At 61.1% G+C, this 14296-nt stretch carries 14 protein-coding genes and 2 pseudogenes; 6 read left to right on the forward strand and 10 right to left on the reverse strand.

The annotated features are described in order from the left end of the window. Window positions 1–84: 84 nt before the first annotated feature. From ACWKWM_RS26865 to ACWKWM_RS26880, 4 genes and pseudogenes are all read left to right on the forward strand, one after another. A pseudogene (locus ACWKWM_RS26865) lies at window positions 85–672 on the forward strand (methyl-accepting chemotaxis protein); the annotation flags it as partial. Between the two features lie 346 nt (window positions 673–1018). Next, a pseudogene (locus ACWKWM_RS26870) lies at window positions 1019–1916 on the forward strand (urea transporter); the annotation flags it as partial. A gap of 26 nt (window positions 1917–1942) precedes the next feature. Continuing rightward, on the forward strand, window positions 1943–2809 hold the full coding sequence (locus ACWKWM_RS26875; RefSeq protein ID WP_483849011.1) for an ion transporter: 867 nt from the start codon (window positions 1943–1945) through the stop codon (window positions 2807–2809). 103 nt (window positions 2810–2912) lie between these two features. Beyond that, the gene (locus ACWKWM_RS26880) at window positions 2913–3911 is read left to right on the forward strand and encodes a sulfate ABC transporter substrate-binding protein (protein WP_483849012.1); all 999 of its coding nucleotides are present in this window, start codon (window positions 2913–2915) and stop codon (window positions 3909–3911) included. A gap of 274 nt (window positions 3912–4185) precedes the next feature. Here ACWKWM_RS26880 and ACWKWM_RS26885 read toward each other — a convergent pair whose 3' ends face one another. The 10 genes from ACWKWM_RS26885 to ccmA all read right to left on the reverse strand — a co-directional run bounded on the left by ACWKWM_RS26885 (window position 4186) and on the right by ccmA (window position 11747). Then, the gene (locus ACWKWM_RS26885) at window positions 4186–4593 is read right to left on the reverse strand and encodes a hypothetical protein (protein WP_483849013.1); all 408 of its coding nucleotides are present in this window, start codon (window positions 4591–4593) and stop codon (window positions 4186–4188) included. Window positions 4594–4618: 25 nt separating this feature from the next. Continuing rightward, the gene (ccmI, locus tag ACWKWM_RS26890; RefSeq protein WP_483849014.1) at window positions 4619–5824 is read right to left on the reverse strand and encodes a c-type cytochrome biogenesis protein CcmI; all 1206 of its coding nucleotides are present in this window, start codon (window positions 5822–5824) and stop codon (window positions 4619–4621) included. After that, window positions 5821–6291, reverse strand: coding sequence for a cytochrome c-type biogenesis protein (locus ACWKWM_RS26895; protein ID WP_483849032.1), 471 nt, complete (start codon window positions 6289–6291; stop codon window positions 5821–5823). Before ACWKWM_RS26895 ends, ccmI begins: the two co-directional genes overlap by 4 nt. Before the next feature lie 116 nt (window positions 6292–6407). Further along, entirely contained in the window at window positions 6408–6944 is a 537-nt protein-coding gene (locus ACWKWM_RS26900) for a DsbE family thiol:disulfide interchange protein (RefSeq protein WP_483849015.1), read from the reverse strand. Then, complete coding sequence (locus tag ACWKWM_RS26905; RefSeq protein WP_483849016.1) at window positions 6941–8914, reverse strand: heme lyase CcmF/NrfE family subunit; 1974 nt, start codon at window positions 8912–8914, stop codon at window positions 6941–6943. Before ACWKWM_RS26905 ends, ACWKWM_RS26900 begins: the two co-directional genes overlap by 4 nt. Before the next feature lie 5 nt (window positions 8915–8919). Then, window positions 8920–9387 carry a cytochrome c maturation protein CcmE gene (ccmE, locus tag ACWKWM_RS26910; protein ID WP_483849017.1) on the reverse strand — a complete coding sequence of 156 codons (468 nt, stop codon included), beginning with the start codon at window positions 9385–9387 and terminating at the stop codon, window positions 8920–8922. Continuing rightward, window positions 9384–9560: a heme exporter protein CcmD gene (gene ccmD, locus ACWKWM_RS26915; RefSeq protein ID WP_483849018.1), complete on the reverse strand. Its 177-nt coding sequence runs from the start codon at window positions 9558–9560 to the stop codon at window positions 9384–9386. Before ccmD ends, ccmE begins: the two co-directional genes overlap by 4 nt. Next, window positions 9557–10345 (reverse strand): heme ABC transporter permease, encoded by a 789-nt coding sequence (locus ACWKWM_RS26920; RefSeq protein ID WP_483849019.1) that lies wholly within the window; start codon window positions 10343–10345, stop codon window positions 9557–9559. Before ACWKWM_RS26920 ends, ccmD begins: the two co-directional genes overlap by 4 nt. 98 nt (window positions 10346–10443) lie before the next feature. Continuing rightward, on the reverse strand, window positions 10444–11115 hold the full coding sequence (ccmB, locus tag ACWKWM_RS26925) for a heme exporter protein CcmB (protein WP_483849033.1): 672 nt from the start codon (window positions 11113–11115) through the stop codon (window positions 10444–10446). Continuing rightward, complete coding sequence (gene ccmA, locus ACWKWM_RS26930) at window positions 11112–11747, reverse strand: cytochrome c biogenesis heme-transporting ATPase CcmA (protein ID WP_483849020.1); 636 nt, start codon at window positions 11745–11747, stop codon at window positions 11112–11114. Before ccmA ends, ccmB begins: the two co-directional genes overlap by 4 nt. Window positions 11748–11914: 167 nt before the next feature. On the opposite strand from ccmA, the gene fliK reads away from it, so the two are divergent. Both fliK and ACWKWM_RS26940 read left to right on the forward strand, forming a co-directional pair. Further along, a complete protein-coding gene (gene fliK / locus ACWKWM_RS26935) occupies window positions 11915–13510 on the forward strand; it encodes a flagellar hook-length control protein FliK (protein ID WP_483849021.1) in 1596 nt (531 codons plus the stop codon). After that, a complete protein-coding gene (locus tag ACWKWM_RS26940; protein ID WP_483849022.1) occupies window positions 13510–13830 on the forward strand; it encodes an EscU/YscU/HrcU family type III secretion system export apparatus switch protein in 321 nt (106 codons plus the stop codon). Before fliK ends, ACWKWM_RS26940 begins: the two co-directional genes overlap by 1 nt. The last annotated feature ends 466 nt before the right edge of the window (window positions 13831–14296 follow it).

Below are 14296 nucleotides of genomic sequence, written 5' to 3' on the forward strand. Positions count from 1 at the left end.
GCCGAGCACGCGGCCAGCGAGATGCGCGACGCCGAGTCCCAGGCGCAACAGGGTCAGGCCAACATCGACAGCAGCCTCAAGCAGATCGATCACCTGTCGGGCACCATCAATCAGGCGGTAGACGTCATTCGCACACTGTCCAGCGAGACCACGCAGATCGGCGGTGTGCTGGAGGTAATCAGTTCGATTGCCGAACAGACGAATCTATTGGCGTTGAACGCTGCCATCGAGGCCGCACGAGCGGGTGATCAGGGACGAGGATTTGCGGTCGTGGCAGACGAGGTGCGGTTATTGGCACAGCGCACGCAAAAGTCCACCGCCGAGATTCAGGCGATGATCGAGCGCTTGCAGACCCATTCCGACGCCGCCGTGAAGGTGATCGGCGACAGCAGCCGCGCCTCGCAACTGACCATCGAACAGGCGCATCTGGCGGGCAAGAGCCTGACGTCCATCAGCCAGGCGCTGCGCAATCTCAATGGCCTGAACGCCTCGATTGCCAGCGCGACCTTGCAGCAATCCCATGTCGTCGAGGACATCAACCAGAACGTCACCCAAGCCGCGCAACTGTCGCAAAGCACCGCGCTGGCGGCTGAGCAGTCCACGGCGGCGAGCGTTCATCTCAAAGGGCTGAGTGAGCAGTTGAACGGGTTGCTGCGCCAGTTTCGCGTGTAAATGCAACTCCCTGAATCCCTGTTGGAGCGAGTGGGCGGCAATCCGACTTGCCCGCGAAGCTGCGAATGCGGTGTGTCAGGCAGACCCCGTTGTCAGCTTCGCGGGCAAGCCTCGCTCCAACAGAATCTTGACCGCTACCGAAACTCAGGACAAACACAAAACCTGTAGGAGCTGACGAGCAGCGCGAGGCTGCGATGTGGTGTGTCTGACACACCGCGATCACAGCCTCACACGGGCTCGGCAGCTCCTGGAGGAGATGGAGTCAGGCGCGATTGATCAGGCGACTTGACACACCTTTAACTTTCGCCACTATGTATACAATAACAACAATTATTGAATACATAATATGAAATCACTGCCCGCCTCCCACTGCCCAGACTGGGCGGAATGTCTGCTAAACGGCTTCAGCCAAGTCCTCCTGCAACGCAGCCCGGTGTGCGGCGTGTTCTGCGTGATGGCGATTCTGATCACCGCACCTTCGCTGCTAGGCGGTGCGTTGTTGGGCGCGGTCGCCGGGCTGCTCACGGCTCAGCGACGGGGATACCCCAAAGCCGAACGCCAGGCCGGGCTTTACAGTTACAACGGCGTACTGCTGGGGCTGCTGATCAGCTATCGCCTGCCGTGGTCGCCGATGTTGCCGTTACTGGTCATGGCCTGCGGCGGTTTGAGCGCAATGCTGATGCACGCCTGGCTGCAACGCACCCCGCGCGCCACATGCCTCAAGGCCTACACCGCGCCCTTCGTGCTGTTGAGCTGGCTGCTGCTGATGTTTGCCGACCCGCTGTCGACCCCCACAACTGCCGCAAGCACCGATCTGTTGCACGCCCTTCCCCAAGGCCTGGGGCAGGTGTTTCTGCTGGATCACCCGCTGGCCGGCGTATTGATTGGCGCAGGCTTGCTGTTCGCCAATCGGACCGCTGCACTGTGGGCAACGCTGGGCTGCATCACCGGTATTGCGTTCGCCGTGTGGCAGCACGAAACCAGTGCAGCGCTGCTCGGGCTTGCCGGTTACAACCCCGCACTGGCGGCGCTGGCGTTCGGTGACAAACGCTATAAACCGTGGCTGCCGGCGATTGCCGTGATGCTGGCGATCCTCTTGCAACCGGGGTTTTCCGGGCTCGGGGTGGCGACACTCACCGCGCCGTTCATCCTCGCCTGCTGGCTGGTGCAGGCCAGCAGCCGGCTGTTGCGCCAGTCGGCAATCGATCACCGGTTGCGCTCCTGAACCGAATGCTCCTAGGCTCACCCGATCTACCAATCGGAAATCCCCATGGACAGCAACACAACCTGGCGCGAACGCTTACGCATCATCGTCTTTCAAAGCGACACCACGGCGGGCAGGCGCTTCGACAAAATCCTGCTGGTGACCATTTTCTGCAGCCTGTTCACAGTGGTCATCGACAGCATCGAATCGGTCCATCGCGACTTCGGCATGTTCTTCAGTTACCTGGAGTTGTTCTTCACCGCCATCTTCGCGCTTGAATATATGGCGCGTTTGTATGCCTCGGAAAAACCCCTCAAATACGCCTTCAGCTTTTATGGGCTCATCGACTTGCTGGCGATTTTGCCCGGCGTGCTGGCGATCTATTACGCCGATGCGCAGTACCTGTTGATCGTGCGGGTGGTGCGGATGCTGCGGATTTTCCGCGTGCTCAAGCTCAGCCCGTATCTCAAGCAGGCCAATTACCTGCTATCAGCCCTACGCGGCAGCCGGCAGAAAATCACGGTGTTTCTGCTCACCGTTTCCACGCTTGTGACCGTGTTCGGCACCCTGATGTATGTCATCGAAGGCCCGGAGCATGGTTTCACCAGTATTCCCAAGGGCATCTACTGGGCGATTGTCACGCTGACCACCGTAGGCTTTGGCGACATCGTGCCCAAGACGCCGCTGGGGCAGATTCTGTCCTCTTTGGTGATGATCATGGGTTATTCGATCATCGCGGTGCCGACCGGGATCTTCACCGCCGAACTGTCCAACGCTATGCGCGGCAAACAGCAGCAACACGATTGCCCGGTGTGCGCTAAAGACAGCCACGAACCGGCCGCTGCGTTTTGCTCGCGATGCGGCAATGCGCTGTTCCCCAAGGTCGATAGCATCGCGGCCGGTGAGCATGGCAAACCCGACATAAGCACATGAGTTTTTAGTCTTTAAACGCCTGATGAACTTTGGTTATAGTCGCGGGCAATTCGCCATCCCGTACTCATAACAACAACACGCCGACCACCAAAAGGAATTCGCAGTGAACAAACTTTTCGCCGCTTCTCTGCTCGCCGCAGGACTGGCTTTTGGCAGCGCCGCTCAGGCCGCGCCCACTTTGCTCAACGTCTCCTACGACGTGATGCGCGACTTCTACAAGGACTACAACGCCGCGTTCCAGAAGCATTGGGAAGCCGAACATCAGGAAAAGGTCGCGGTGCAGATGTCTTTTGGCGGGTCGAGCAAACAGGCGCGTTCGGTCATCGACGGCCTGCCGGCTGACGTGATCACCATGAACATGGCCACCGACATCAACGCCCTGGCCGACAATGGCCAACTGGTGCCGAACAACTGGGTGACGCGCCTGCCCAATAACAGCGCGCCGTTCACCTCGGCCACGGTGTTCATCGTGCGCAAGGGCAATCCCAAAGCCTTGAAGGACTGGAACGACCTGATCAAGGACGGCGTGGAAGTGATCGTGCCTAACCCGAAAACGTCGGGCAACGGTCGCTACACCTACCTGTCGGCGTGGGGTTACACGCTCAAGAACGGCGGCGACGAAGCGGCAGCCAAGAAGTTTGTCGGTCAATTGTTCGCCCATGTACCAGTGCTGGACACCGGCGGCCGTGGCGCGACCACCACGTTTATGACCAACCAGATCGGCGACGTGCTGATCACCTTCGAGAACGAAGCCGAAATGATCGCTCGCGAGTTTGGTCGCGATCAATTCGAAGTGGTCTACCCGAGCGTCTCCGCCGAAGCAGAACCGCCGGTGAGCGTTGTCGATAAAGTGGTCGACAAGAAAGGCTCCCGCGCACTGGCCGAGGACTATCTGAAATACCTGTGGTCACCAGAAGGCCAGGAAATCGCCGCCGCCAACTACCTGCGCCCCCGCGATCCGGCAGTACTGGCGAAGTACACGGACCGCTTCCCGAAAGTCGACTTCCTCTCGGTGGAGAAAACCTTCGGCGACTGGCGAACCGTGCAGAAGACCCATTTCAATGATGGCGGGGTGTTCGATCAGATTTACCCGGCCAAGTAATCGGCCCGGCTAAACAAAACGGCGACCTGAAGAGGTCGCCGTTTTTTGTTGTTCTGCCACGACACCGAACCTGTGGGAGCGGACCTGTCCGCGAAGAGGCCAGAACAAACGATACATCTCCAGCGCCTGGACAAACGCCTTCGCGGACAAGTCCGCTCCCACGGGTTTTGCGTCCGACGCTGGAACTGTAGGAGCTGCCGAAGGCTGCGATCCGGTACACCTGGTACACCGCCATCGCAGCCTTGCGGTGCTCGACAGTTCCTACAAGAAGTCGTTAATTGCCGAACTGTTTGCTCAGCCCCGGTGGCACGCCGCTGGAGTCGGTTTCCTGCCATGGGCCGCTGGGCGAGGTGGCCCAGGTCCAGCCGTTGTTCCAGCGGTAGTAGGTGCGCTGGCGGTAGAAGGTGTTTGGCACGTTGTCCAGCACATGAACGCCCAGGCTTGCATCCCAATGGCTGTTGCCGCCGGGCGGTGGCGCGAAGTGCGAGGAGGTTTTCGGCGCAGGCTTGGGCGCAGAAGGCTGTGGCTTGGTGCGCGGCGTCCCCGGTTGCGGGGTCGGCGACGGGCCGCCAGGAATGGTCTGGATCGGCTCGGAACTCTGCGGGCCGGGACGCTGGACCGCACAGGCAGCGCTCAGCGCCACCACCACACTCAACAAGGCAAAACGGGCGACACGATACATAAGCGAAAACTCTCTCGGATCAGGGCTACTTATCGGGGCTGTCGATGGTCAAAGCCTGAGCGGCAGTCACATTGCTGGGCAGCGGCTGACTGCGACCGATCCACTCACCGGCGGTGGGCTGGCCTGCGCGGGACACCCGGGCAACGAGTTGGACTTCGGGAAAGTTGGACAGTTTCAGCTGCGGCATCATTGCGTCAGCATCGCTCAGCTCCACATCCACCGGCAGATCAGCCACGGTCACCCGCTTGACCGCCAACGGCGCAGGCGGCCCCGATACCGCGCGCGCGAACACGAACACTGTGTCGGTCGGCAGCACGTTGGCCTTGAGCGCGTCCGAGAGCGTCACCCGCACTTTGAGCGACGCGCTTTTGGCTGCAACGACCGGCGTTTCGGTCAGCTTGCCACCGTTCGCCACGACCTTGTCCGCCGCCCGGGCGATACCGCCCTCAAGCGCCGAGCGTGAGGGATCATCCGCTGGCAGCACCGCCAGCAATCGCTTCCAGTAATCCACCGCCTCCTGATAACGCTGGCCCTCGAACGCCGCAATGCCCTTGAGCCCAAGGCTGGTCACTTCCTTCGGATCAAGCTTCAACGCCTCATCGGACAACGCCTGAATCTGCGGCGACCAATGCTTGTTCCCGGCAAAATACAGCGCCTGCGCCCACTGCCCCAGCAGCTCGGGCTCACGTCCGGCAAGATTTACCGCGCGCTCGAACATCGCGGCAGCATCGGCCGGGCGATCCTGCGCCATGTAGGTCCGCGCCAGGAAATACAGCCCTTCGGCTGAATCCGGCTGCGCCTTGACCGCACGCTCAAGACGGCTGGTCATTTCCACCAGCGAGCCCGGTGGCTGGGAAAACTCACGCGTCAGCTCAACCTTGTCGCTGGCGCCGAAATGCATATACAGCGCAAACCCCAACACCGGCACCAACAAAGCGGCCAGCAGCGGCAGCGGTTTGCCCAGCCGCGAAACACGTTCAGGGCCGACGCCTTCGGTGTCCGAGAGCAGTTCACGGGCAGCTTCGGCGCGACCGGTGTCCATTTGCGCGCCGGACAACACGCCCTCCTCCTGCTGGCCTTGCAGCTCAGCCAGGCGTTCCTGATAGAGCGCGACGTTGAGGGCGGTGCGGTCTTCTTCGCTTTGCAGGCGACGACCACGCAGGACGGGAATCAGCAGAAAACCCAAAGCGACCAGCAACAGCAGGCCAGCGACTAGCCAGAAATCAATCATTCGTGGTTTTTATCCAACAGGTGGGCGAGGCGCTGACGCTCCTCGTCGGAAAGCTCATCGGTCTCAGTAGTACGCTTGGCTCGGCGGCGACCGACCATCACGCCGATCACCACCACACCGCCCAACAGCAACCCGGCAGGACCGAACCACAGCAGCCAGGTGCGCGCCGTCAATTCGGGCTTGTAGCGCACGAACTCGCCATAGCGGTTGACCATGAAATCGATGATCTGCTGATTGCTCTGGCCTTCACCGAGCATGCGGTAGATCTCCTTGCGCAGATCGGCGGCGATGGGTGCATTGGAGTCGGCGATGTCCTGGTTCTGACATTTGGGGCAGCGCAGCTCTTTGGTGAGTTCGCTGTATCGCGCGCGCTCGGCTTCGTTTTTGAAGGTGTAGGCGTCGATGGCTGCTTGGGCGGTGCCCGCGCAGGCCAATGCAAACAGTCCCGCAAGTACGACGCGATATATCCGTGGGAGCGGACCTGTCCGCGAATGCCATCCGCCGGCCCCCAAAGATGTTTTGGGCTCACGGGCCTCTTCGCGGACAGGTCCGCTCCCACGGTTCTTAAATGGCAGCACCCGCCTCATCGCTTGGCCTCATCAACCAGACCCTGATACTGCCCGGCCAGTTTGTCGCGCCAGACGGTCTCGTCGATCACGCCGACGTGCTTGTAGCGAATGATGCCCTTGCTGTCGATCAGGAAAGTCTCCGGCGCGCCGTACACCCCAAGGTTCAGGCCCAGGCTGCCGGCTTCGTCACGGATATTCATCTGGTACGGGTCGTGGAATTCACTCAGCCACTTCCGGGCGTCAGCGTTGACGTCCTTGTAGTTGATCCCGACAATCACCACGCCCTGCTGCGCCAGCTTGTTGAGCACCGGATGCTCCACGCGACAGGCAATGCACCAGGTGCCCCAAACATTCACCAGCGCCGGTTTGCCCAACAGATCCGCGCGGGTGATGACCTTATCGCTCTGCACCGCTGGCAGCGAAAACTCCGGGAACGGCTTGTCGATCAGCGCCGACGGCAGCTCGGTCGGGTCCAGGTACAGCCCGCGATAAAGAAACGCCGCCATGCCCAGAAACAGGACCAGCGGAATCAACAACATCCAACGCTTCATACCGCCGCTCCCGACATGCCCAGCGCGTCACGGACTTTGCTACGCACTTTGACCCGATAACGTTTGTCCAGCGCTGCCAGCAAACCGCCCAACGCAGTAATCAGCCCGCCGAACCAGATCCAGCGCACGAACGGTTTGACGTGCACCCGCACCGCCCACGCGCCGTTGTCCAGCGGCTCACCCAGGGCAACATACAAATCCCGAGTAAAGCCGCCGTCGATCCCGGCCTCGGTCATCATCGACTGCTGCACGGTGTACAGGCGTTTTTCCGGGTGCAACACGGTGACTTCCTTGCCGTCTTCCAGCACGCGGATCGTCCCGCGATCAGACGTGAAGTTCGGACCCTGATAATGCTGGGCGCCCTCGAAGACGAACATGTAACCGCCCAGTTCCATGGATTCGCCGGGGGCTAGGCGCAGGTCGCGCTCGGAGCTGTTCTGGCTCGACAGCACGACACCCAGCGCCAGTACCGCAATGCCGATGTGCGCCAACTGCATGCCCCAGTAGCTTCGGGTCAGCGAGCGTGCGCCTTTGATCAGGCCCTTGTGGCGAGTCTTGTCCAACAAGTCACGCACACCGGCCAGCAAGACCCAGGCGGCGAGCATGAACACCGCCAGCACCGCCCAATGGAAATCGCTCATGGCAAAGGCAGCGACGGTGCCCAGCACCGCACTGCCAACCAGTACCGGCGCGAGCATGCCCAGCAGCCATTTGACCGGCGTGTCTTTCCAGCGCACCAGCACGCCCACGGCCATAACGGCCATCAACAGCCCCATCAACGGCACGAACAACGCATTGAAATAAGGAGGCCCCACCGACATCTTCGCCCCGCTCAACGCATCGACCGCCAGCGGGTAGAGCGTGCCGAGCAGGATCATCGACGCTGCGACCACCAACACCAGATTGTTGCCCAGCAGCAGCGTTTCCCGCGACCACAGGCCAAATCCGACGTGGCTTTTCACCACGGGCGCGCGGACGGCGAACAGCGTCAGCGAACCGCCGACCACCATCAACAAGAAGATCAGAATGAAAACGCCGCGCGCCGGGTCGGACGCGAACGCATGCACCGACGTCAGCACGCCCGAGCGCACAAGGAAGGTTCCCAGCAGGCTCAGGGAAAACGCCGCAATCGCCAGCAGCACGGTCCAGCTTTTGAACACGCCGCGCTTTTCGGTCACGGCCAGCGAATGGATCAGCGCTGTGCCGACCAGCCAAGGCATGAAGGAGGCGTTTTCCACCGGATCCCAGAACCACCAGCCGCCCCAGCCGAGTTCGTAATACGCCCACCATGAACCCAACGTGATGCCGATACCCAGGAACGCCCAGGCAACAATCGTCCACGGCCGTGACCAGCGTGCCCACGCAGCATCAAGGCGACCACCCAGCAACGCGGCGATAGCGAACGCGAACGCCACCGAAAACCCGACGTAGCCCATGTACAACATCGGCGGGTGGACGATCAGGCCGATGTCCTGCAGCAATGGATTGAGGTCACGGCCGTTCTGCGGGATCTGCGGCAGGATGCGATTGAACGGGTTGGAGGTAAGGATCAGAAACAGCAGAAATCCGATGCTGATCATGCCCATCACGGCCAGTACACGCGCCAGCATCACCTGCGGCAATTGCCGGGAAAAGATCGACACGGCAAAGGTCCAGCCGCCGAGAATCAGCGCCCACAGCAACAGCGAACCTTCGTGCGCGCCCCACACCGCGCTGAACTTGTAGTACCAAGGCAACGCGCTGTTGGAGTTTTCGGCGATGTAGGCCACGGAAAAATCGTCGACCATGAACGAGTAAGTCAGGCAGCCGAACGAGAACAGCAGGAACGCAAACTGCCCCCACGCCGCCGGTTGCGCCAGACTCATCCACAAACGGTCGCCGCGCCAGGCGCCGATCAGAGGCACGACGGCCTGCACGATGGCGAAGCACAGCGCCAGAATCATGGCCAGATGGCCGAGTTCAGGAATCATGGTGTTTAACCCTGTTTGGCTGGCATGGAAGACGAACCCGGCGCCGGTTGGCCGCTGTCTTTCAAGGCTTTGGTGACTTCAGGCGGCATGTATTTTTCGTCGTGCTTGGCCAGCACTTCATCGGCAACGACTACGCCATCCGCGTTGAGCTTGCCGAGGGCGACGATGCCCTGCCCTTCGCGGAACAGGTCCGGAAGGATGCCACGGTAAGTGATGGTCACCGATTTGTTGAAATCGGTGACCACGAATTTGACGTCCAGCGAGTCGCCGGAACGTTCCAGCGAGCCCTTCTCGACCATGCCACCGGCGCGAATCCGCGTGTCGTGGGGGGCTTCGCCGCTGGCGATCTGGGTCGGGGTGTAAAACAGGTTGATGTTTTCCTGCAGGGCGCTGAGGGCCAGGGTCACGGCGATGCCGACACCGACGAGAATCGCGACGATGATCAACAGTCGCTTTTTGCGCAGCGGATTCACTTGGAGCTCTCCCGGCGCAAACGACGCGCCTCTTGTTGCAGGTAACGCCGACGCGCCATTAATGGCAACGCCACATTGATGACCAGCACGGCCAGACAGATGCCGTAAGCACTCCAGACGAACAGACCGTGCTTGCCCATGGCGAGGAAATCGCCGAAGGAATCGAAACTCATGAGGCGCGTCCTTTCAGGCTTTTCAGGACCTCATCCTTGACCCAACTGGCGCGGGCTTCGCGCTTGAGCACTTCCAGGCGCATGCGCAGCAACAGCACGGCGCCAAAGAAGCAGTAGAAACCCAGCACCGTAAACAGCAGCGGCAGCCACATTTCTGCGGGCATCGCCGGTTTTTCAGTCAGGCTGAAGGTCGCGCCCTGGTGCAGCGTGCTCCACCACTCCACCGAGTATTTGATGATCGGGATATTGATCACGCCCACAATCGCCAGCACCGCGCAGGCCTTGGCCGCGCTGTCGCGGTTGGTGATCGCATTGCCCAGCGCGATCAGCCCGAAGTACAGAAACAGCAAGATCAGCATCGATGTGAGTCGCGCATCCCACACCCACCATGAGCCCCAGGTCGGCTTGCCCCAGATTGCGCCAGTCACCAGCGCGACGGCAGTCATCCAGGCACCGATGGGGGCTGCGCATTGCAGCGCGACATCGGCCATCTTCATCTTCCAGACCAGACCGACCACACCGCACACCGCCAGCATCACGTAGCAGGATTGCGCCAGCATGGCCGATGGCACGTGGATATAAATGATGCGAAAGCTGTTGCCTTGCTGGTAGTCCGGTGGCGCGAAGGCCAGGCCCCAGACCACGCCAATGCCAATCAGCAACGCGGCGGCAATGCTCAGCCACGGCAACAGAAGGCCGCTGATGCCGTAGAACCATTTGGGTGAGCCCAGCTTGTGAAACCAGGCCCAACTGATGCCGTTTTTAGCTTTGGCGCTTGTGTTCATCACGCTGCCTTTGATCACGGTGTTCGTTGAAAGCGCTTCTTTTGGCTGAAGCTTTTTAGGGCGACGAGCAGAAAGTTGTCCGCTCAGTCAAAACCCGATTATTCGCCGACGCTGATCTTCAGGCCAGCGGCAATTGCAAAAGGTGTCAGGGTTATCGCCAGTGCTGTCAGGCTGCCAAGCCAAAGCAGATAACCGGTCGCGGGCATGCCTTGAAGGGCGGCCTGCAACGCGCCGCTGCCCAGAATCAGCACCGGGATGTACAGCGGCAGAATCAACAGCGCCAGCAGCAAACCGCCGCGCTTGAGCCCAACGGTAAGCGCTGCGCCGACTGCGCCGAGCAGGCTGAGCACGGGCGTGCCCAGCAGCAACGAGAGCAACAGCACCGGCAGGCATTCAGTCGGCAAGCCGAGCATCAGCGCCAGCACCGGGGCCAGCAACACCAGCGCGAGACCGGAAAACGCCCAGTGTGCCAGCACTTTTGCCAGCACCAGCAGCGCCAGAGGGTGCGACGAAAGCACCCACTGTTCAAGTGAACCGTCTTCAAAATCACTGCGAAACAGCCCATCCAGCGACAACAACACCGACAACAGGGCCGCGACCCAGACCAGTCCGGGCGAGATGGTTTTCAGTAATTGGCTTTCGGGGCCGACCGCCAGGGGGAACAGGGCGATCACGATGGCGAAGAACACCAGCGGGTTGAGCAGCTCGGCGGGACGGCGAAACAGCAAGCGTGCTTCGCGGGCGATCAGCAGGGTAAACACATGACTCATACGGCCCATTGCCCCAGATCGATATCTTTGTAGCGCGCCGGTACGCGTCTCAATGTGTGATGGGTGGTCAGCACCACCGCGCCGCCTTGCTCGCAGTGTTCAGCCAGATGCTGCTCCAGTTGCGCGACGCCTTGCTTGTCGAGGGCGGTGAAGGGTTCGTCGAGAATCCACAGTGCAGGGCCCGGCAAATAAAGCCGCGCCAACGCCACCCGACGCTTCTGCCCTGCCGACAGGGTGTGACACGGCACGTCTTCAAAGCCCCGCAGCCCCACGGCATCCAGCGCTTGCCAGATGGCGTCAGTGGCGGCGCCGGTGTGCAGCGCGCACAGCCAAGTGAGGTTTTCAACAGGAGTAAGCAAATCCTTGATGCCTGCGGCGTGGCCGATCCATAACAGGTTGTTCGCCAGTTGCGACTTTTGCTGATTCAGCGGCTGGCCGTCGAACAGTACAGAGCCCGAGGTGGGCTGCATCAGGCCGGACAACAGGCGCAACAGGCTGGTTTTGCCGCTGCCATTAGGGCCGCTGATCTGCAGCATGTCGCCCGCTGTCACACGCAGCTCGAGGTTTTCGAACAGCATTCGCCAGTCGCGCTCGCAAGCAAGCGCCGAGGCTTCCAGGACAGGGATCGGCATGCGGACCTTCTTTTCTTAACGCAGGTATTGAAGAGCGGTTCAAGTAGCCATTGAGGCGGCCGCTATACTGATGCAGGCTTAAACAGCCTGCGCTGGCGACGGCCGGCGCGATTATACATGCCATCTCCGGGCACCAAGATGGCAAATTTTTCACAGGTCGGTATTCGATGACAGGCGATATTCCCAATCTCTCTCCGGTGACCGCCGCCACGGCCTTGTTGCGCGCCGGTGTGCCGCCGGCGCAAGTGCTGCAATTGCTGCAGCCGCGCGATGGGCTGCTTCCTGCCGGACAGACGGCCGACGCGCAGGTTGTGAGCCTCAAACAGCTCGATCAGGACTTTCAGCTGTTGCTCAAGCTGACGCTGAACAATGGCCGCCAGACCACTTTCCCCGTCACCAGCACCTTGCCGCTGTCCCCCGGCACCAGCGTTAACGTCGCGCAAGGTTCGGCAGACACGTTGACCATCAGCGTGCTGGACCTGCAAAAGTCCGTCGCCAACAGCTTGACCACTATCAACACCCAGCAGTTGCCGGTGGGTACATTGCTGCAGGCCAAGGTGCTGACTACCCAACTCATTAACCCGTTGAACGGGCAGCCGCTGCCGGCCGATTCCGGGCAACCGGGCGCTTACCGTTCGATCGTGACCCTGCTCAACAGTGCGCTGGCCGGCAGCAACCTGATTATCGAAAGCCCTCAGCCGCTCAGGGCGGGCAGCCTGCTCAGCGCTCAGGTGCAGAACAGCCAGGCGCTGAATTTTGTCGCGCTGCCCAACCGTTTCGATCAGTTGGCACTGGCCCAGCAGTTGACTACCCAGCAGAGCCGTCAGGGTTCGCTGCAGGGTTTGCTGGGGGCATTGCAGAATCTGCCTCAGACCAGCGACATGCCCGCGGCGCTGCGAGCGAGTATCGATCAACTGCTGGCCGATTTGCCGGATGTGCAGCAGATGACGACACCCAAGGGAGTCGCTCAGGCGCTTAACGGCAGCGGCTTGTTCATGGAATCGCGGTTGATGGCCGGGCTCAACCCCACGCTGGTGCCTGACACCAAGGCCAACCTGTTGCGGCTGATTTCGCAAATCCTGCCGGGCCTGCCGGACAATGTGAATTACAACGCAGCGGCTGCTGCCAACACGCTGGCCCGCGCGATGCCGAACATGGTCAGAAGCGCGCTAGGCATGCTCGGCCAGGTCGCGGCGCGCACCACGCCCACCAGCTTTCCTCTGCCCGCTCGTTTGCTCGGCAATCCTGAAAACGAGGACGACCTGGAAACCCTGCTCAAACTGGCGGCGGCGGCGGTGTCGCGCCTGCAAAGCCATCAGTTGGGCGGACTGGAACAGACCCGCACCGCCGCCGATGGCACGCAGATCACGACCTGGCAGTTGGAAATCCCCATGCGCAACGCCCACGACATCGTGCCGCTGCAAGTAAAAGTGCAGCGCGAGGACACACCGGAACGCGAATCCCCGAAAGAGGAGCGCGAGGTGAAAGAGAAAGAAAAACTCTGGCGCGTAGAACTGGCCTTCGATCTTGAGCCGCTGGGGCCGTTGCAGGTTCAGGCGCAGCTTTTAGGCGGCAGTCTGTCGAGCCAGATGTGGGCCGAACGCGCGTCCAGCGCCGCGCTGATCGACAGTGAGTTGAGCAACTTACGTGCAAGATTGGTGAATTGCGGCCTGAACGTCGGCGACCTTGCCTGCAACACCGGCGTCCCGCCCCAAGGCACACGCACCGTGCTTGAACAACGCTGGGTGGACGAAAACGCCTGATGACTACACCAAACGCCCAACCCCGCCAAGTCGTCGCGCTCAACTACGACGGCCAGCAAGCCCCAACGCTGACCGCCAAAGGTGATGACGCCCTGGCCGAAGCGATCCTGGCCATGGCTCGGGAATACCGAGTCCCGATCTACGAAAACGCCGAACTGGTGAAACTGCTGGCGCGCATGGAACTGGGCGACAGCATCCCCGAAGCGCTGTACCTGACCATCGCCGAAATCATCGCGTTTGCCTGGCAGCTCAAAGGCAAATTTCCGGTGGGGTACGATCCCGACGCCGGGCCAGTGGAGCGGGATATCACGCCCCGTTGAGCGATACAGCTCTCTGCAGGAGCGAACTTGTTCGCGAGACGGCCAAAGTGCCCATCGTCACGACTCACCGAATAACCGTGGGAGCGGACCTGTCCGCGAAGACTGAGGAACAGACGCTACAGATACGTCGACTGTACCGACCCTTTCGCGGACAGGTCCGCTCCCACGGGTTTGTGGTTACCCTGCAATGTGTGGTCAACACAAAATATTTGTAGGAGCTGCCGAAGGCTCCGGGGTCGCGCTCGACCGATAGCGGTGTGTCAGATGTACCGCATCGCAGCCTCGCTCGGGCTCGTCAGCTCCTACAAGGATGTGCGTCTAGCTGAATGGGGTGGCCGCAGCGAATTTGATCATTCCCACGCTTTGCGTGGCAATGCAGTGACGGACGCTCTGCGTCCCGGTTGACGCAGGGCTTGAGGGGGCGGCATGCCTACGCGGCGCGTGGACACGATCAAATCATGAAATC

The organism is Pseudomonas rosaeacicularis (assembly GCF_057128745.1).